Below are 17,165 nucleotides of genomic sequence, written 5' to 3'. Positions count from 1 at the left end.
GGTGGTTGGAGTCTGTATGAATCGCTTGATGATGGCATTGGCCGCCAGCCTGCTGCTGGCCGGTTGCGCGCATGATCCCGATATCCGGGCCGGGCGCGACAACACCTTCGGCGTGACCGCGAAAGCCCCGCCGGATTACCTGAACTGCGTCAAGGCCGAGCTTCCCGCAAACGCGACGACCTTTATCGTGCAGAACCAGGACGCCCTCGAGCTGTTTGTCGCCAGCCTTGATCCGAACAAGGCCGACGGCCTGGTGAAGGTCCAGGGCTCAGCTGGGCGGCAACAATACTCCGCCTATCAACGCGATGCCTGGTATGACAAGGGGCGCCTGCTCGATGCCGCGCTGATGTGTTCGAGGGTATGATCGCAGGTTCGCGGGGCGCTGCGGCTTGCCTCGTCCCGCGAAACGCTCTTGTCCTACTTCACCTCGGACGATTCTCATGTTGAACGGATTCAACCATCTCACCCTGGCCGTCTCCAACCTCGCCGACAGCATCGTGTTCTACCAGCAGGTCTTGGGCTTCAGGCTCAGTGCACGGTGGGAGCGGGGTGCCTACCTGAGCCTGGGCGAGCTGTGGCTGTGCCTGTCGGTCAATCAGGTAGAGGCGGGCGACCTGCAGCGCACCTACACGCACTACGCGTTTTCCATTTGCCAGAGCGACTTCGCGGCCTTTGCCCAGCGCTTGCGCGAGCACGACGTGCGCCTGTGGAAGCAGGACAGCAGCGAAGGAGACTCGCTGTACTTCCTCGACCCGGATGGCCACCAGCTCGAAGCCCATGTCGGCGATCTGCAATCGCGGCTGGCGGCCTGCCGGGCGAAACCTTATGCGGGCATGGTGTTCTACGACTGACGCAGCCGCGCCATGCACAGCGCGTCGACAAACACCCCATCGCGCACACCGTAGTCGCGCAACCGTCCTTCGACCTCGAAGCCGAACTTGCGATACAGCGCCAGTGCCGGTTCGTTGTCGGCGTAGACGGTGAGCTGGACCCGGCGCAGGTTCATCCAGTTGTCGGCAATGTCGAGGATGGCCGTCATCAGCCGTGAGCCGACGCCCTTGCCTTGCCAGGCCTGGGCAACGCCCATCAGCAGTTCGCCCAGGTGCGCCTGGCGGATGCGAGTGCTCTGGTCGAGGCCGATATTGCCGATCACCTGGCCTTGGTGCACCGCCACCAGGCGGATTTGTCGGTCATGGTAGGCGGCCAGGCGCTCGCGCCACACTTCGACGCCCTGGTAGGGCATCTGCAGCACCTGGCGGCACACCGCGGGCTCGTTGTAGAGCGCGGTGATACCGTGCAGGTGCTGCTCGGCAAAGCGTTCGATGACGATGTCGGGCGAGGCGTCGTTCACTGTGTTTCCGTCCTTTGAAAAACGAGTGGCGCCTCAGTGTACGGGGCGGCGGTGTGGGCTGGCCAGTGGCGATGGCTGGGCAAGAAAGCGGATGCGTGGCCGCGCCGCGATGGGTACAGTGCAGCGAACGTCATCCTGCCGGAGCCTGCCATGTCCTGTGCTTTCACCCTCATGCAATCGCCTGTCGGCACCCTGACCCTGGTGGCGCGGGGCGAGCGGCTGGCCGCCGTGCTGTGGGAGCACGAGCGGGAGAACCGGGTGCGCCTGGGCGAGCTGCACCGCGACGACCAGCACGGCGTGCTGCGCGAGACCGCCCGCCAGCTGGGCGAGTATTTCGCCGGGCAACGCCAGCGCTTCGAGCTGGACCTGGACTTTGCCGGGACCGCGTTCCAGCGCGAGGTATGGGCGGCGCTGTTGAGCATTCCCTTCGGCGAGACCCGCAGCTACGGCCAGATCGCCCGGCAGATCGGCAAGCCCGATGCGGTTCGGGCGGTGGGCGCGGCCAACGGCCGCAACCCGATTTCGATCATCGCGCCCTGTCACCGGGTGATCGGGGCCTCGGGCAGCCTTACCGGTTTCGCCGGTGGCTTGCCGGCCAAGCAGTATCTGCTGGCGCTGGAAGGGCGCCAGAGCCTGGCGCTGGATTTCTAGGCGTCAGCTGAGCCAGACACAAAACACCGTCAACACCAGGGCCAGCAAGGTGCCGGCAAACAGGCTGTAGTGGCGGTGGGCGCGACGGGCGTGGGCCTCGACTTCGCGCAGGTACTGCCCTGCAGGCGGGGCGTCCGGGCGATGGCGCAGGCCTTCGGCGATATCGGCCAGGCGCCCGCGAATCAGAGTGCCCACCACGTACCAGACACTGGCATAGCTGGCCAGGATCACCAGCGCATACTTCATGCGCACAGCTCCAGCGGCCATGCCTGGGCAGTGCCGGTCGCCGTGTCGAGCAGCAGCAGGCCTGGCGCTGCATCGCCGAGGCAGGCCAGCAGGTTGCCTTCGGCATCCCAGGCCGCGGACTGCCCGGCCCCCACGTAAATGTCCGCAGGGCCGACGCAGTTGCTCATGATCACCGGCATGCGCAGCCGCCGGGCAACCTGCGGGTAGTGCGCAGCCCCTGCGCGGATGCCTTCCTCGGTCTTGACCACGCTGACCAGGTAAAGGTCGGCGCCCTGCGCCTGGGCATGCGCGGCGTGCTCGAGGAACATCGATTCATAGCAGATGGCCGGCGCCACCTGGTGGCTGCCGGCGGAGAACACCAGCGAGGTGCTGCCGGGCACGAAGTAGTCCAGTTCGTCGTCATGCAGGCGCTGCTTGGCATACACCAGCGGCGCCAGCTTCGGGCGCAATACCAGCATGCCGATGCGCACGCCGGCCAGGGTCGGCATCGGCAGGCCGACCGCCGCCGTTACGCCGAAGCGATCGCACGCGGCTTGTAGTGGTACCAGTTGCGGCGAGTCGGCGGGCATCGCCAGTTGCCGGGCCAGCGTTGGTTCGTAGCCGGTCAAGGACAGTTCGGGGAACACCAGCAGTTCGGCGCCCAGGGCCGCGGCCTGTTCGATGGCGTGCAGATGGTGGGCGATGTTGGCGGTCACATCGCCTTTGCTCAAAGCCAGCTGTACTGCGCAGATCTTCATGGAGTATCCGTCCTTGGCATGTCGTCGGCTGTCGAGGATACAATCGACGACCGTTCCCTCCCAGTACCGATGTGTCGATTTCATGGACGAAAACACAATGACCCACGCTGCCACCATACCCGTCGACTCGCTGATCGCCGCGCATGCCGCGCAGGCGGGGTTTCGCCATTGTCGGGCAATTGTACTTGCGGACGACGGGCGGCCTGCCATGGCGCACTTCCTGCGCCTGATGACGAGCATGCCCGGCTGGATCGACTCGCTGATGGTAGTACGCAACCGCCTGGTCGCGCTGCTCGGCCTCAAGGACCTGGGACGCCTGACCGCCATCGACCCGGCCCGCGCCCCGGGCAGCTACCAGCCCGGAGAACGGGTGGGGATTTTCACCCTGGTGGCCAACACCGAGGATGAGGTGCTGCTGGTCGACCGCGACCAGCACCTGGACGTGCACATCGCCCTGCTGCGACGCCCGACGGCCGAGGGCCGTTGCGAGGTGCTGGTGAGCACCGTGGTGCGCACGCACAATCGGCTTGGCCGCCTGTACATGCTGCCGGTGGCACCGTTCCATCGGCTGATCGCGCCCATCGCCCTGCGCCGTCTGGCGCGGTGACGCTCAGGACGGCGGCTGGGCGAAGCGCTGGCGGAACCAGTCGCCGAGCATGGCCTTCTCCGCATACAGCCGGTCGTTGTTGCCCAGGCGGCCTGGGCGGCTGAGGTACATCTTGTCGCTCAGGTGCTCCTGGGCCTTGAGCGCGGGCTGGCCGGGCTGCTGCAGGGTGTAGTCGAGGTCGATGCTGGGCCAGGTGACTTCGCGCATGAAGCGCACATCGTAGGCCTGGCTGTGCCAGGGCTCGAACTGGCCGGCCAGGTCGATGTCGCGGATGTCGATGACCAGTTGCTGGCCGGGCCGCAAGTAGCGCTGGCCGAGTTTCTGCAGGTGCTGGGTAAGGGCTTTCATCACCTGCGGGTCGGCGCCGCGGGTGTAGGCCCGGTTGTCGAGGCTGGCATCGCGGAATTTCTCGGGGTGGTCGAAACGCACCTCGACCTGCGCGGTCGAGGCGCCCTGTGCCATGCTGTCTAGTGCCAGCACCATCAGCACGGCACTGGCCAGGGTGGTTCGCATGATGCACCTCCGGGTTCGGGCGATTTACCCGCTTATTTTACGCCGGTGCCGGGCAGAAGCAGAGGAATGATGCAATGACTGCGTTCAGGCGAATCGCCGCCAACAGCCGTGGCCGTGACCTGGCCGTGGGCGATATCCATGGGCATTTCGAGCGCCTGCGTGAATGCCTGGAGGCGGTCGGTTTCGATCCGCTGGTCGATCGGCTGTTCAGCGTCGGTGATCTGGTCGACCGCGGGCCAGGCAGCGCACAGGCGCTGCAATGGCTGGCCGAGCCCTGGTTCCATGCGGTGCAGGGCAACCACGAGTCGCTGGCGGTCAATCACCTGCGCGGCGGCCGGGTCGACCTGGACATGTACCGGGCGGCCGGCGGCGGATGGTTCCTCGATTTACCAAGGGCCGAGCAGGTGCGTTTCGTCGAGGTGTTCGAGCGCCTGCCGATCGCCTTGCAGGTCGACACGGCGGGCGGGCCGGTCGGCCTGCTGCATGCCGACAGCCCGTTCGACGACTGGACGCAGCTGTGCGCGAGCCTGCAGGCCGGGGATGACCTGCAGGTGCGCGAGGTGTGCCAGTGGTCGCGCCGGCGCCTCAAGGAGGGCGACAGCCGCCCGGTCAAGGGCCTGCGCGCCCTGCTGGTAGGCCATACACCGGTGCTGGAGATCAAGGTGCTGGGCAACGTCTGGCACCTGGACACCGGCGGCTGGAGCCGTGGTCGCTTCAGCCTGCTCGAGCTGGATGGCCTTAAGCCGCTAAGCGCCAGGCCAGGTGCGTGAGAACAGCGCCGGCCAGCAGGATCAACATCAAGCCCGAGGCACGTTCGAGCCAGGGCAGGGCGCGGGCGAAGCGGCGCAGCACCCGCGGGTTGCCGATGGCCACGGCAACCGCGAGGTCCCAGGCCAGGACGATGCCGAACATCCAGATGCCATAGCCCAGCTTGGCCCAGGTACCGCTGCTGGCGATCATGCTCGCGAGGCTTGCATAGAACAGTGCGTTCTTCGGGTTGAGGATGCCCGAGGCGAAGCCCATGCCCAAACTGTTCAGCCAGCCACGCGCAGACGTTGCCACGCCAGGTTCGCGGTGCGTCAGGATTGCTTGCCCGGCATGGCGCAGGAACAGTTGGCCGAGGTAGAGCAGGTAGCCACAGCCGGCCAGCTGGAGGGTGACGAACAGGGGGCTGCCATCGCGTAAAAAGGACACCCCGGTAAACGCCGCACAGATGAACACGCCGTTGGCCAGGGCGATCCCGACACAGGTGCCACTGGCGAGCCGCCAGCCGGCGCTGGCCGAGGTGCGGGCCACCAGGAAAAAGTCCGGGCCGGGTGAGAGCAGGGCGAGGAAGTGGGCGGTGGCGACGAGCATGAACAGTTGCATGGGGGCGGGCTTCCTGTTGGAGGTAGCCGCAGTCTGTTGCTGGTGATGGGTGGAGTATTGAAGATTATTGCAGGGGGGGCGCTGTGCGGTGATGTCAGTGCTTCAGTGCCGCCCGGTAGGCCCCGGGTGTCACCCCGACATGCGCCTTGAACACCCGCTGGAAGTGGCTCTGGTCGGCAAAGCCCAGGTTATAGGCCACTTCCGCGAGCGCCTGGCCCTGGCGCAGCAGACACCGGGCTTTGTTCACTCGCGCGTTGAGCAGGCAGGCGTGAGGGGTCATGCCGGTAGCGACGCTGAACGCTCGTATTAACTGGTAGCGCCCCATACCGGCTTGGCGCGCCAGGCGCTCCAGGCTCAGTTCGGCCAAGTCCTGCTCCTGGGCATGAGCCAACAGTTCGCGCAGTGTCGACGGTGGCAATGGTGGCGCCGGCAGCAAGGCCGGGTGCATGGAGAAATCATGTTCGCCGATGAAGGCCACCAACGCCGCCTCTTTCTCGAAGGTTGCCGCCGGTGAAAACAGCAACCTGTTCAGCGCGCAGAACTGCCGGTACAGCGCCTGCGCGCGAGTGACCCGGGCCACGGCACCGGGCTCGCCTGCGGCAACGCCGGATTCGAGGCGTAGCTGACGCAGCCACTCGGCATCCAGGTGCAGCATCTGGTAGCTCCAGGCCTGTCCCGGTTGCGGGTTGCAGGCATGCACCCGCTGCGCCGGCACGAACACCAGGGTACCCGGCGTCAAGCGCTCCTCACCGCTGGCGGCGCCGGTGAAGCGGCTGCTGCCGGCATCCACTGCGCCGATGGAAAAGCTGGGGTGGCTATGGGCCTTGTAGCAGGCGCGGCTATGGCAGGCGCGCCGGCTCTCGACGTACGGCATGGCCGGGTCGTACCAGATTTCGCTGCTCGGGCGGGTCATGGCGAGGTGCCTTGAGACGGACGGAGGGCGCCAGTCTAGCGCCTGGCCGCTGTTCCGGCCATTTGCCGCGTCACTGTGCTTGACGGGCCTGCCCGCCAGGCGCGACGCTGCACCGGTCCCTGCCGGAGCACAAGAATGGACCTGTCGAGCCTGCTGCTGTTCATCCCCGCCTGTTTCGCCCTGAACATGGCGCCGGGCCCCAACAACCTGCTGTCCCTGCACAATGCCAGCCGCTATGGCCTGCGCACCGCCTGCGTGGCCGGTGCCGGGCGCCTGCTCGCCTTCAGCGGCATGATCGCCCTGGCCGCGATGGGCCTGGCCGTGGTGCTGCACACCAGCGAGTACCTGTTCCTGGCGATCAAGGTGCTGGGCGCGGGTTACCTGTTCTATATCGCCTGGCAGCTGTGGCGGGCACCGGTAGGCGAGGCGGCGGTGGCCGGCGAGCAGCCTCGCGGCACCTGGAAACTGGCGCGCCAGGAGTTCTGGGTGGCGGCGGGTAATCCGAAGGCAATACTCATCTTCACCGCGTTCCTGCCGCAGTTCGTCACCGTGGGCAGCGCCACCCCGGTCAGCGAACAGTTCCTGCGCCTGGGCGTGCTGTTCCTGTTGCTGGAGTGGGCGGCCATCGCCATCTATGCCGGGCTCGGCGCATACCTGCAGCGCTGGTTCGAGCGGCCCGGGCCACGGCGCATGTTCAACCGGGTCAGTGCTTCGCTGCTCGGATGCGCCGGCCTCGGCTTGCTGGCGGCGCGTCGCTAGTGTGGTGCTTTGCCAATACGACCAAAAATCGCTCGCGACTTATGGTCGTTATTTGTGAAACACCACACTAGTACTGCCAGCGCACGCCCAGGTTGACACCGCTGGCCTCCTGCTGGCGGCTGTCCAGGTTGCTGCTGTACTGCACGCCGCCGTGCAGGCTCAAAGCCTGGTTGACCTGCGCGACCAGGCCGCCTTCGAGCTGCACCGAGGTGTAGCGGTAGTCGGTCTTGATCTTGTCCACATCATCAAAGGTCAGGGTGTCGCGGCCTCCGTCGCCATGCCACAGGTTGATTTGTGCGTACGGTTGCACAAGTCGAGTGCCGCCACCACTGAAGGCGCCCTCCAGGCGCAGACCCAAGCGTCCGGTCAGTTCCACCTGGGCATCGTGGCTGATGCGCGAGACGCTGTCGGCGGCGCTGTCGAGCGCGACTTTCTGTGCAATCAGCTGCGCTTGCGGCTCCAGTGTCCAGCGCTCGGACAGGGCGATGGGGTAGCCGGACTCCACCGAGGCGGTCCAGGCATGGCCGTCGAGGTCAAGTTTGTCGCCTCGGTCCGAACGGGCCCGGCCATCGAGGTCGGTGTATTGCAACACGGTGTCCAGGTACCAGCGTTGGGGGCCGACAAGTGTCCAGTAGACGCCGACGCTGTCGCCATCGAGCTTCAGGTCACCGACGCTGCGATCCTGTTTGGCCAGGGCGAAGCCCTTGACGTCTGCATCGAGGCGACTGTGGCTGACATACACGCCTGCTTGCTGGCGATAGCCGTTCTCGGCGACCTTGGCGTAGAGGTCCTGGCCCACCTTGAAGCCATACAGGTCGCCATCCAGGCTTGGGCTGACGGTACCGCTCCACTGCTGGCGCAACGCACCGCCGTAGGCCTGGCCCCAACTGGCCGGCAGGGCACCCTGGCCGGAGAGCAGACGCTGATCGCCCTGGCGCTGGTGGAAGGTGCCCAGTGCTTGCCGTGCGATTATCGCGGCGCCCCGTGGCGCCGCGGCATAGACGGGCACTTCCGGGCGGTACAGGGGGAGTGTTTCGCCGGCCACCGGGGTGGGAAGCTCGGGTTGACCGGGGGCCGGTGCCGCCACTGGCGGTGTGATGGGCGGCTCTCCCGGAGCCGGCGCAGGTGATGCGACCAGTGAGGAACGCAGGTACCAGCTGTTTTCCGAGCCGGGGGTCATGCCACCCTTGAACAGGCGATAGTCATAGGCACCGACCGACAATCTCTGCGTTTGCACGAAGGCAGCGTTGCTGCTCGTCGCACCCTGACTAGCCTCGACCACCTGGATGCCGTCTCGGGTGGTGCCGGCGACGGGGCCGCCTAGGTTGTTGACTTCGAGTCGTGTGCTGCCGGTGATGGTGCCTTGGCTGACCACCAGACGATCGGAGGGCGCGTCGTCGCCGGCCAGCACGCTGTTGAGTCGCAACAGGCCATTGTTGCCCTGGTAATTGCCGGTGATCCTCAGGCGGCCCTCGGCATCGTTGCCGGTGCTCAGGTCAACGGTACCAGCGTTGCGCAGCGAGGCATTCTGCCCGGCGGTGAATGCCGAGATGTTGCCCTGCCGGGAGGTCAGCGTGCTCGTCGCATCGACATCCAGCAAACCGCTGCCGCTGGCGGCGTCGCCGAGCGTCAGGGTGTCGTCCAGCGCGAGGTGGCTGTCGCGGGTGAGTTCGATGGTTTCCCAGTTGACATAGCGCTCGCCATTGATGATCTGACTGCCGACGAAGCGCAGCGCGTCGCGACCCTCGCCGCCATCGAGAGTGGCGGTGAGGGTCGCTGGGCCCAGGCTGTCGATGGTCGCCTGATCATTGCCGATGCCCATGTCGACTCGCCTGCCGATGGTGCCGCCGGACCAGGTGAAGATGTCGTCTCCGGCGCTCGCCAGGACGCTGCCTGCCAGGTTGCCGCCGCTGATACTGATGTTGTCCACGCCGCCACTGGTGCTGATGTTACCGCCGATAGTGCCACCGCGCAGGATGATGGTGTCGTTGCCGAAACCGCTCACCAGGTTGCCATCGATGCTGGTTTGCACTGCGGAGTCCTGGGACATTTCGAAGTAGTTGTCGGCGAGCTTCAGGTCGACCCGGCCGATACGACCGCCACTGAAGATTGCTCTGTCGCCGTCTTCGAAGGCACCGACGATGTGCCCATCGGACATGGTGAATTCATCGTATCCCTGACCTTGGTTCAGCGATTGAAGCGTGCCGCCGGTCATGGTGAATGTATCGATATCCTGGGTTTGCACGACAGCGCCCAGCGTATCGCCCGGGGCCACCGTCAGTGAGGCGCAGAATGCGTGCGAAGGCATGATAAACATCAGCAAGGAGGCAGGAGTGAGCAGGTAGCTGGGGCGCATCGACAGATCTCCATTTCCGATCGGGAAGGCCGGCCACCCTGGGCTGGCGCGGTCTTGTGCGACTTGTAGGGAAATGCACTGCACAGGACAACTGACAAAACTATCAGGTGGCCACGGGCCAGCCATATTTCTCCCGTGGAAACAATCGGTTAGTCGACGGGGCGGGTACCCCATTCCAGGGGAAATGGTGCGCCGGCCAAGCGGCTGATCCGCCATTTCCCTGCGCAACTGAGCCTTGTGCGGGCCTCGACTTGCTGAGAACGTTCGCTGTTTCTGCCCGGATGTCTTCGGCCGGGTGACAAACGGTGGGTGTATCCCGGGAGCGTGGTGTGAAGTGGTGGAGCAAGGCAGGTCGGCAAGACCCGCAGATCAAGGAGCTGAACGTCGCCCTGGAGCATTCCCGTTCACAGTTGGCGGCATCTGAGCAGCGCGCCCGTGAGGCGGAATCGAGGGCTGAGGAACTGGCGCGAGAGAACCAGGTACTCGGGCACCTGGCCGGCAACCTCTCGGCGTTCTCGCATTCCCTGGAAATGACCCAGACCTCGTTCGCCAGCCTCGCCCACAGCATGGAGCAGGAAAGGCAGTACGCCATCCGCATCCAGGGCATTGCCAGCAGCAACCAGGCCAGCATCGACGCGATCGCGACCAATCTCGAACAGCTGGCAGATGCCTCCGGCGAGGCGTCGGAGAAGGTCGGCAGGCTAGATCATCAGGCCCAGCAGGTCGGCGGTGTGCTTGAGATCATCCGCGAGGTGGCGGACCAGACCAACCTGCTCGCGCTGAACGCGGCCATCGAGGCGGCGCGGGCGGGCGACGCCGGGCGCGGCTTTGCCGTGGTGGCCGATGAGGTCAGGACCCTGGCCAGGCGCACGGCCGACGCCACAGCCGAGATTGGCACGCTGGTCTCGGCCATTCGGGCCGACAGCGCGCAAAGCCGAGGGCATATCGCCAGCCTGGCCGAGCATTCATCGTCATACAGCGGTGTCGGCCAGTCCGCGGCCAGTACCATGCGCCAGTTGCTCGACATGTCGACGGTAGCCGAAGGATCGGCATCGGTGTCGGCGCTGCGCAGCTTCTGCGAGCTGGCCAAGCTCGATCACCTGATCTACAAGTTCCGCGTCTACAAGGTGTTGTTCGGCGTTTCGCAGGAGCGCGGCTCGGACTTTACCGACCATACCCACTGTCGCCTGGGCAAGTGGTATCGCGAGGGGGACGGGGCGCTGCACTATGCGCATCTTGCCGGGTACAAGGATATCGACGCGCCCCATGCCGCCGTGCACCGCTGCGCATTCGACGCCATTGATGCCCATGCCAGCGGCGATACCGCAGCGATGCTCAAGGCGGTGGCCGACATGGAGAGCGCCAGCCTTGCCGTGCAGGAGGGTTTGGAGCGCGTGGTCGCCAGTGGCGAGCAATCGCCTTCGTTGTTGCAGAGACGGCGCGAGAGCGAGGCTCAGTCGCGATAGAACGTCTGCACCAGGTGATAACCGAACTTGCTCTTGATTGGTCCGTGGACCACGCGCAGGGGCTTCTTGAAGATCACCTGGTCGATGGCGCCGACCATCTGGCCCGGACGTATTTCACCCAGGTCGCCGCCGCGCTTGCCGGACGGGCAGGTGGAAAATTTCTTCGCCAGCACGTCGAAAGCCTCGCCGTTGGCGATGCGCTGCTTGAGCTTTTCGGCTTCGTCAGCGGTCTTGACCAGGATGTGGCGGGCTTGGGCTTTCATCGGGTTACCTGTGCTTCGGGGCAAAAGGGCGACATTATGCCTGATGTCGCCCTCAGCGTAACTCCGGGCGGTCGCGGAACTGCTGCAGCGCCTCGGGGTTGGCCAGGGCGTCGGTGTTCTTCACCGGCCGGCCATGCACCACGTCGCGGATCGCCAGCTCCACCAGCTTGCCGCTGAGGGTGCGCGGGATGTCGCTGACCTGGACGATCACTGCCGGCACATGGCGCGGCGTGGTGAACTGGCGAATCACCTGACGGATACGCAGGCTGAGCGCCTCGTCGAGCTGCAGACCGTCGCGCAGGCGCACGAACAGCACCACGCGCACATCGTTATTCCAGTCCTGGCCGATGGCCACGCTCTCCAGTACCTCCTCGACCTTTTCCACCTGGCGGTAGATCTCGGCGGTGCCGATACGCACGCCGCCGGGATTGAGCACGGCGTCGGAGCGGCCATGGATGATCAGCCCACCGCCAGGTACCTGCTCGGCGTAGTCGCCCTGGCACCAGACACCTTCGAACTGGCTGAAGTAAGCGTCACGGTAGCGTTGGCCGTCAGCGTCGCCCCAGAAGCCGAGTGGCATCGAGGGGAAGGGATGTACGCAGACCAGCTCGCCTTTCGCGCCGCTGACCGGCTGGCATTGTTCATCCCAGACTTCCACCGCCATGCCCAGGCCCTTGCCGGCGATCTCGCCACGGCGCACCGGCAGCAGCGGGTTGCCGGCCACGAAGCAGGCGACGATATCGGTGCCACCGGACATCGAGGCCAGGCATACGTCGGCCTTTACCTTGGCGTAGACATAGTCGTAGCTGTGGGGCGACAACGGCGAGCCGGTGCAAAGGATCAGGCGCAGGCTGCCCAGGCCATGGGATTTCGCCGGCTCCACAGCGGCCTGCTCTAGGGCGGCGAGGTACTTGGGGCTGGTGCCGAAGGCGCGGATGCCTTCGGTGTCGATCAGGTCGAGCAATCGCTCGGGCCCGGGGTGAAACGGCGAGCCGTCATACAGCACCAGGGTAGCGCCGACCGCCAGCCCGCTGGCCAGCCAGTTCCACATCATCCAGCCACAGGTGGTGTAGTAGAACAGCACATCGTCGGCCTTGAGGTCGTTGTGCAGGCCGTGTTCCTTGAGGTGCTGCAACAGCACGCCGCCAGCGCGGTGGACGATGCACTTGGGCACGCCGGTGGTGCCGCTGGAATACAGGATATACAGCGGATGGTCGAAGGGCAGCGCGGCGAAGGTCGGCGTCCCGCCGGGCGTGAAGTAATCGGCCCACAGGGTCGTCGGCTTGCCGGTGAACTCATCGGCGCGGGTCTGCGGCCGGGTATGCGGCACCACCAGCAACTGCTCGATGCTCGGTAGCTGGGCCACGACCTGGTTGATCTTCTCCACCTGGTCGATGACCTTGCCGGCATATTGATAACCGGCGCAAACCACCAGCAGCCGAGGGGCGATCTGGCCGAAGCGGTCGATGATGCCGTGGCTGCCGAAGTCCGGCGAGCAGCTGGACCAGACCGCGCCGAGGCTGGTAGCGGCGAGCATGGCGACCAGGGTTTCCCAGGTGTTGGGCATCACCGCGGCGATACGATCGCCCGGCGCGATACCGGCCTGGCGAAAAGCCTGCTGCAAGCCGGCGACCTGTGCGGCCAGTTGATTGTGGGTGAGGCTGTGGCGGCTGCCGTCCTCGCGCACGGCCACCACGGTCGGGCGGTCGTCGCGGCGCTGCAGCAGGTGTTCGGCGAAATTCAGGGTGGCGCCACGGAACCAGCGCGCGTCGGCCATGTGTTCGCCTTCCTCGAGGATGCTCGAAGGCGGGGTGTGCCACTGCACATGGAAGTACTCGGCGAGGGTCTGCCAGAACTGCGGGCGCTGCTCGACGCTCCAGCGGTGCAGGGCGGCGTAGTCGTCGAGCTGAAGGTTGAAACGCCGGTTGACGCGACGACGGAAGGCGTCCATCCGGCTGGCTTCGATCTGGGTGGTGGTGGGGCGCCAGAGTACGTCGTTCATGCGGAAGTCTCGGTCAGGGCTGAGAGTCTTGTCGCGGTGCGAGCCCGCTTCTGTAGAGGAACGGGCTTGTCTTGTTCCACTCTAGCCTTTACTGGGCGAGCCAACCGCCATCGACGTTCCAGGCGGCGCCACGGACCTGGCTGCCGGCCTCGCTGCACAGGAACAGCACCAGTTCGCCGAGGTGGCGAGGGGTGACGAAGGCCAGGGAGGGCTGCTTCTCGGCCAGCAGGTCGTGTTGCGCCTGCTGTGCATCGCCACCGCTGGCGGCGCGGTCATCGATCTGCTTCTGCACCAGCGGCGTCAGTACCCACCCCGGGCAGATGGCGTTGCAGGTGACGTTGCTGGTGGCGGTTTCCAGGCCGATCACCTTGGTCAGGCCCACCACGCCATGCTTGGCGGCCACGTAGGCGGCCTTGCCGGTGGAGCCGACCAGGCCGTGCACCGAGGCGATATTGACGATCCGCCCCCAGCCGCGCGTGCGCATGCCCGGCAACACCAGGCGGCTGCCATGGAATACCGCCGAGAGGTTCAGGGCGATGATCTTGTCCCAGGCCTCCACCGGAAACTGCTCGACCGGCGCCACATGCTGGATGCCGGCATTGTTGACGAGGATGTCGACCGCGCCGAACTCGCGCTCGGCCAGGGCGAACATCTGCTCGATTTGCGCCACGTCGGACAGGTCGGCGGGATGATGGGCGACCTTGACGCCGAACCGCTTGATTTCGGCGATGGCCGCGGCCGGGTCGCCGAAACCGTTGAGCAGGATGTCGGCGCCGGCCTCGGCCAGCACCTGGGCTATTCCCAAGCCGATGCCGCTGGTGGAACCGGTGACCAGTGCGGTCTTGCCTTTGAGCGTCATGCCTTTCTCCTTCATACGATGCCGGTGGCGTAGAACGTGGCGATGACCACGAACACGGCCAGGGTCTTGATCAGGGTAATACCGAAAATGTCCTTGTAGGCTTCGCGGTGGGTCAGCCCGGTGACCGCCAGCAAGGTGATCACCGCGCCGTTGTGCGGCAGGGTGTCCATGCCGCCGCTGGCCATGGCGGCGACCCGGTGCAGCACCTCCAGCGGGATGTTGGCGGCGTTGGCGGCGGCGATGAAACTGTCGCTCATGGCCGCCAGGGCGATGCTCATGCCGCCGGAGGCGGAGCCGGTGATGCCGGCCAGCAGGGTAACGGTGATGGCTTCGTTGACCAGCGGGTTGGGGATGCCGCGCAGGGCGTCGGCCAGTACCAGGAAGCCAGGCAGCGAGGCGATCACGGCGCCGAAGCCGTATTCAGAGGCCGTATTCATTGCCGCCAGCAGGGCGCCGCTCACCGCGCTCCTGGTGCCTTCGGCCAGGCGCTGGCGAATGGTGCCGAAGGCGCACACCAGCACCATCAGGATGCCCACCAGCAACGCCGCCTGTACCGCCCAGATCGCCGTCAGCTTGGCCACGTCGCTCTGCACCGGCGCGGCCATGCCCGGCAGTTGCAGGGTGTGGCTGGTGCCATACCACTGCGGGATCCAGTGGGTGAACAGCAGGTTCATCACGCCTACCAGAAGCAGCGGCGCCAGGGCCAGCCAGGGATTGGGCAGGGCGATGTCGTCGGCGGTCTCCGGTTCGTTGCGCAAGTTGCTGCCATAGCCTTCGCCCTTGCGCTGGGCCTTGTTGCGCTGGCGCTGCAGGTAGAGCATGCCTGTGCAGAACACGAACAACGTGCCGATCAGGCCCAGCCAGGGCGCGGCCCACGCGGTGGTGTTGAAGAAGGTGCTGGGGATGATGTTCTGGATCTGCGGGGTGCCGGGCAGGGCGTCCATGGTGAAGGAGAACGCGCCCAGGGCGATGGTTGCCGGGATCAGCCGCTTGGGGATGTCGCTCTGGCGGAACATCTCGGCGGCGAACGGGTACACCGCAAACACCACCACGAACAGCGACACGCCGCCGTAGGTGAGCAGGGCGCAGACCAGCACGATCACCAGCATCGCCTGGCGGGTGCCGAGCAGGCGGATGGCGGCGGCGACGATCGAGCGCGAGAAACCCGACAGCTCGATCAGCTTGCCGAACACCGCGCCGAGCAGGAACACCGGGAAGTAGAGCTTGATGAAGCCGACCATTTTCTCCATGAACACCCCGGTGAAGGCCGGGGCCACGGCGGCGGGGTCGGTGAGCAGCACCGCGCCGAGCGCGGCGATGGGGGCGAAGAGGATCACGCTGTAGCCGCGGTAGGCAGCGAGCATCAGCAGGGCCAGGGCGGCCAGGGCGATGAGCACGGTCATCCTAAGGGGATCTCCAACTGTTGTTTTTATGGTTGGAATGCCATTAGCGGGAATTGTGCCAACTTCTTAAGCTATTGAAATTATTGAGTTTTATTGTTTCTATCAAAATTGGTGTCTCGAATTTGAGAGAGTGGGGCCGCGTTGCGGCCCATCGCCGGCAAGCCGGCTCCCACAGTTGATCGCGGTACGCCCCTGTGGGAGCCGGCTTGCCGGCGATCGAGGGCGCAGCCCTCGCAATGGTCTCAATAAAGAGATGTTTATCTCTTTATTGAGACTCGATTTCCAGCGCCGCCATCTTCTTGTACAGCGTCGACCGTCCCAAGCCCAATGCCTGCGCCGCCTCCGGCACATTTCCGGCGCTGCGCGCCAAGGCATCGACAATCAATCCGCGCTCGAACTGGGCGCATGCCTGACGGTAATCCAGCGCGGGTGCGGCCAATGCTACCGGGCTCAACGGCCCCAGCGCGTTCGCCAGGTCATGCACGCCCAGTCGCGGCTGGTCCGCCAGCAGGGTCGCCCGCTCCAGCACGTTGCGCAGCTCACGGATATTCCCCGGCCAGGCATGGCGCCCCAACAATGCCTGGGCCTCGGCCTCCAGCTCGTACTGGCTGCCCAGTTCGGCGAGGATCGCCTCGCACAGCGCCGGCAGGTCCTCCAGGCGTTCGCGCAGCGGCGGCACCTGCACCGGCAGCACGTTCAGCCGGTAGTACAGGTCGGCGCGGAACGTACCCCGGGCCATGGCCGCCTGCAGGTCGATGGAGGTGGCGGCGATGATCCGTACGTCGCTGCGTAGCATCTGGTTGCTGCCCACCGGCTCGTATTCCTTTTCCTGCAGCACGCGCAACAGCTTGCTTTGCAGGGTCAGCGGCATGTCGCCGATCTCGTCGAGGAACAGCGTGCCGCCCTCGGCCAATTGCAGCTTGCCGCTGCGCCCCTTGCGGTCGGCGCCGGTGAAGGCGCCCGGGGCGGTGCCGAAGAACTCGGCCTCGAGCAACGCCTCGGGGATCGCCGCGCTGTTGATGCTGACAAAGGCCTTGTGCGCGCGGGCCGAGGCGGCATGGATGGCGTGGGCCAGCAGTTCCTTGCCGGTGCCGGTCTCGCCCAGCAGCAGCACCGGCGAGTCGCTGCCGGCGCCACGCCGGGCGCGGCGCTTGGCCTCGAGGCAGGCGGGGCTGCTGCCGACAAACTGGGCGAAGCTGTAGCGGGCCTGGCGCGCGCGCAGCTGCGAGCGGGTCGAAGCCAGCTCCTGCTGCATGCTGGCGTAGCGCTTGAGCAGCGGCGACAGGCTGCGCAGTTCGTCGAACAGGGCGAAGCCGATGGCGCCGATCAGCGCGCCCTGGTCGTCGTGGATCGGCAGGCGCATCACCACCAGCGGTTCGTTCGGCGTGTCGAGCATATCCAGCAGGATCGGCTTGCCGTTGCTCACCACCTCGCGCATCAGGCTGCCGGGGATCACCGTCTCGCACGGTTTGCCGATGGCGCTGGCGGCGTCCTCCAGGCCGAAGCGGCGGGCATAGCGCTCGTTCATCCAGACGATGCGCGCCTGGCGGTCGACGATCACCGTGCCTTCGCTGGACTGCTCGATGATCTCGAACAGCGAGCGGATGGCCAGTTGGCGGACCTGGGGGTAGTCCTTGAGGTTGTCGTGCATGCATTGGTCCAGCGGTTGGA

General features: G+C 65.9%; 19 protein-coding genes. 7 read left to right on the top strand and 12 right to left on the bottom strand.

The features are described from left to right. Positions 1-16: 16 nt before the first annotated feature. Both AAHK21_RS00405 and fos read left to right on the top strand, forming a co-directional pair. Complete coding sequence (locus tag AAHK21_RS00405) at positions 17-364, top strand: hypothetical protein (protein WP_367855983.1); 348 nt, start codon at positions 17-19, stop codon at positions 362-364. A 76-nt stretch (positions 365-440) separates the two neighbouring features. Next, entirely contained in the window at positions 441-851 is a 411-nt protein-coding gene (fos, locus tag AAHK21_RS00400; protein WP_367855982.1) for a fosfomycin resistance glutathione transferase, read from the top strand. On the opposite strand, the gene AAHK21_RS00395 is transcribed toward fos, so the two are convergent. Further along, on the bottom strand, positions 842-1,351 hold the full coding sequence (locus AAHK21_RS00395; protein ID WP_038706187.1) for a GNAT family N-acetyltransferase: 510 nt from the start codon (positions 1,349-1,351) through the stop codon (positions 842-844). The two genes, fos and AAHK21_RS00395, sit on opposite strands and share 10 nt — an antisense overlap. 150 nt (positions 1,352-1,501) lie before the next feature. Here AAHK21_RS00395 and AAHK21_RS00390 point away from each other — a divergent pair, with 150 nt between their 5' ends. Next, positions 1,502-2,002: a methylated-DNA--[protein]-cysteine S-methyltransferase gene (locus tag AAHK21_RS00390; protein WP_046855504.1), complete on the top strand. Its 501-nt coding sequence runs from the start codon at positions 1,502-1,504 to the stop codon at positions 2,000-2,002. A 3-nt stretch (positions 2,003-2,005) separates the two neighbouring features. Here AAHK21_RS00390 and AAHK21_RS00385 read toward each other — a convergent pair whose 3' ends face one another. After that, the gene (locus tag AAHK21_RS00385) at positions 2,006-2,248 is read right to left on the bottom strand and encodes a hypothetical protein (protein ID WP_367855981.1); all 243 of its coding nucleotides are present in this window, start codon (positions 2,246-2,248) and stop codon (positions 2,006-2,008) included. Then, positions 2,245-2,985, bottom strand: coding sequence for a carbon-nitrogen hydrolase family protein (locus AAHK21_RS00380; protein ID WP_367855980.1), 741 nt, complete (start codon positions 2,983-2,985; stop codon positions 2,245-2,247). Before AAHK21_RS00380 ends, AAHK21_RS00385 begins: the two co-directional genes overlap by 4 nt. A 97-nt stretch (positions 2,986-3,082) precedes the next feature. On the opposite strand from AAHK21_RS00380, the gene AAHK21_RS00375 reads away from it, so the two are divergent. Further along, positions 3,083-3,592 (top strand): DUF2867 domain-containing protein, encoded by a 510-nt coding sequence (locus AAHK21_RS00375; protein WP_367855979.1) that lies wholly within the window; start codon positions 3,083-3,085, stop codon positions 3,590-3,592. 3 nt (positions 3,593-3,595) lie between these two features. Here the strand turns inward: AAHK21_RS00375 and AAHK21_RS00370 are convergent, their stop codons facing one another. Further along, on the bottom strand, positions 3,596-4,105 hold the full coding sequence (locus AAHK21_RS00370) for a DUF3016 domain-containing protein (protein ID WP_046855508.1): 510 nt from the start codon (positions 4,103-4,105) through the stop codon (positions 3,596-3,598). Positions 4,106-4,179: 74 nt separating this feature from the next. On the opposite strand from AAHK21_RS00370, the gene AAHK21_RS00365 reads away from it, so the two are divergent. Next, complete coding sequence (locus tag AAHK21_RS00365) at positions 4,180-4,875, top strand: metallophosphoesterase (protein ID WP_367855978.1); 696 nt, start codon at positions 4,180-4,182, stop codon at positions 4,873-4,875. On the opposite strand, the gene AAHK21_RS00360 is transcribed toward AAHK21_RS00365, so the two are convergent. Continuing rightward, positions 4,844-5,473: a LysE family translocator gene (locus tag AAHK21_RS00360; RefSeq protein WP_367855977.1), complete on the bottom strand. Its 630-nt coding sequence runs from the start codon at positions 5,471-5,473 to the stop codon at positions 4,844-4,846. The two genes, AAHK21_RS00365 and AAHK21_RS00360, sit on opposite strands and share 32 nt — an antisense overlap. Positions 5,474-5,567: 94 nt before the next feature. Continuing rightward, positions 5,568-6,386: an AraC family transcriptional regulator gene (locus tag AAHK21_RS00355; RefSeq protein WP_367855976.1), complete on the bottom strand. Its 819-nt coding sequence runs from the start codon at positions 6,384-6,386 to the stop codon at positions 5,568-5,570. A gap of 135 nt (positions 6,387-6,521) precedes the next feature. Here AAHK21_RS00355 and AAHK21_RS00350 point away from each other — a divergent pair, with 135 nt between their 5' ends. Continuing rightward, a complete protein-coding gene (locus AAHK21_RS00350; RefSeq protein WP_046855513.1) occupies positions 6,522-7,145 on the top strand; it encodes a LysE family translocator in 624 nt (207 codons plus the stop codon). 67 nt (positions 7,146-7,212) lie between these two features. Here the strand turns inward: AAHK21_RS00350 and AAHK21_RS00345 are convergent, their stop codons facing one another. Further along, entirely contained in the window at positions 7,213-9,501 is a 2,289-nt protein-coding gene (locus tag AAHK21_RS00345; protein ID WP_367855975.1) for an autotransporter outer membrane beta-barrel domain-containing protein, read from the bottom strand. Between the two features lie 329 nt (positions 9,502-9,830). Here AAHK21_RS00345 and AAHK21_RS00340 point away from each other — a divergent pair, with 329 nt between their 5' ends. Further along, on the top strand, positions 9,831-10,967 hold the full coding sequence (locus AAHK21_RS00340; protein WP_367855974.1) for a methyl-accepting chemotaxis protein: 1,137 nt from the start codon (positions 9,831-9,833) through the stop codon (positions 10,965-10,967). On the opposite strand, the gene AAHK21_RS00335 is transcribed toward AAHK21_RS00340, so the two are convergent. The 5 genes from AAHK21_RS00335 to AAHK21_RS00315 form a co-directional block, all read right to left on the bottom strand. Next, complete coding sequence (locus tag AAHK21_RS00335) at positions 10,955-11,230, bottom strand: peptidylprolyl isomerase (protein ID WP_013972552.1); 276 nt, start codon at positions 11,228-11,230, stop codon at positions 10,955-10,957. The genes AAHK21_RS00340 and AAHK21_RS00335 overlap by 13 nt on opposite strands. A 52-nt stretch (positions 11,231-11,282) precedes the next feature. After that, a complete protein-coding gene (locus AAHK21_RS00330) occupies positions 11,283-13,232 on the bottom strand; it encodes an acetoacetate--CoA ligase (RefSeq protein ID WP_367855973.1) in 1,950 nt (649 codons plus the stop codon). 88 nt (positions 13,233-13,320) lie between these two features. After that, a complete protein-coding gene (gene hbdH, locus AAHK21_RS00325; RefSeq protein WP_367855972.1) occupies positions 13,321-14,091 on the bottom strand; it encodes a 3-hydroxybutyrate dehydrogenase in 771 nt (256 codons plus the stop codon). Positions 14,092-14,102: 11 nt separating this feature from the next. After that, positions 14,103-15,494, bottom strand: a complete 1,392-nt coding sequence (locus AAHK21_RS00320) for a GntP family permease (RefSeq protein WP_367855971.1) — start codon at positions 15,492-15,494, stop codon at positions 14,103-14,105. Positions 15,495-15,759: 265 nt separating this feature from the next. After that, the gene (locus AAHK21_RS00315; RefSeq protein ID WP_367855970.1) at positions 15,760-17,145 is read right to left on the bottom strand and encodes a sigma-54 interaction domain-containing protein; all 1,386 of its coding nucleotides are present in this window, start codon (positions 17,143-17,145) and stop codon (positions 15,760-15,762) included. Between the last annotated feature and the right edge of the window lie 20 nt (positions 17,146-17,165).

Origin of the sequence: Pseudomonas sp. TE50-2 (assembly GCF_040813665.1) — a bacterium.
Taxonomy (GTDB): domain Bacteria; phylum Pseudomonadota; class Gammaproteobacteria; order Pseudomonadales; family Pseudomonadaceae; genus Aquipseudomonas; species Aquipseudomonas soli.
The sequence above is the reverse complement of the archived record's forward strand: the minus strand, read 5'-3'. Positions and strand labels throughout refer to the sequence as shown.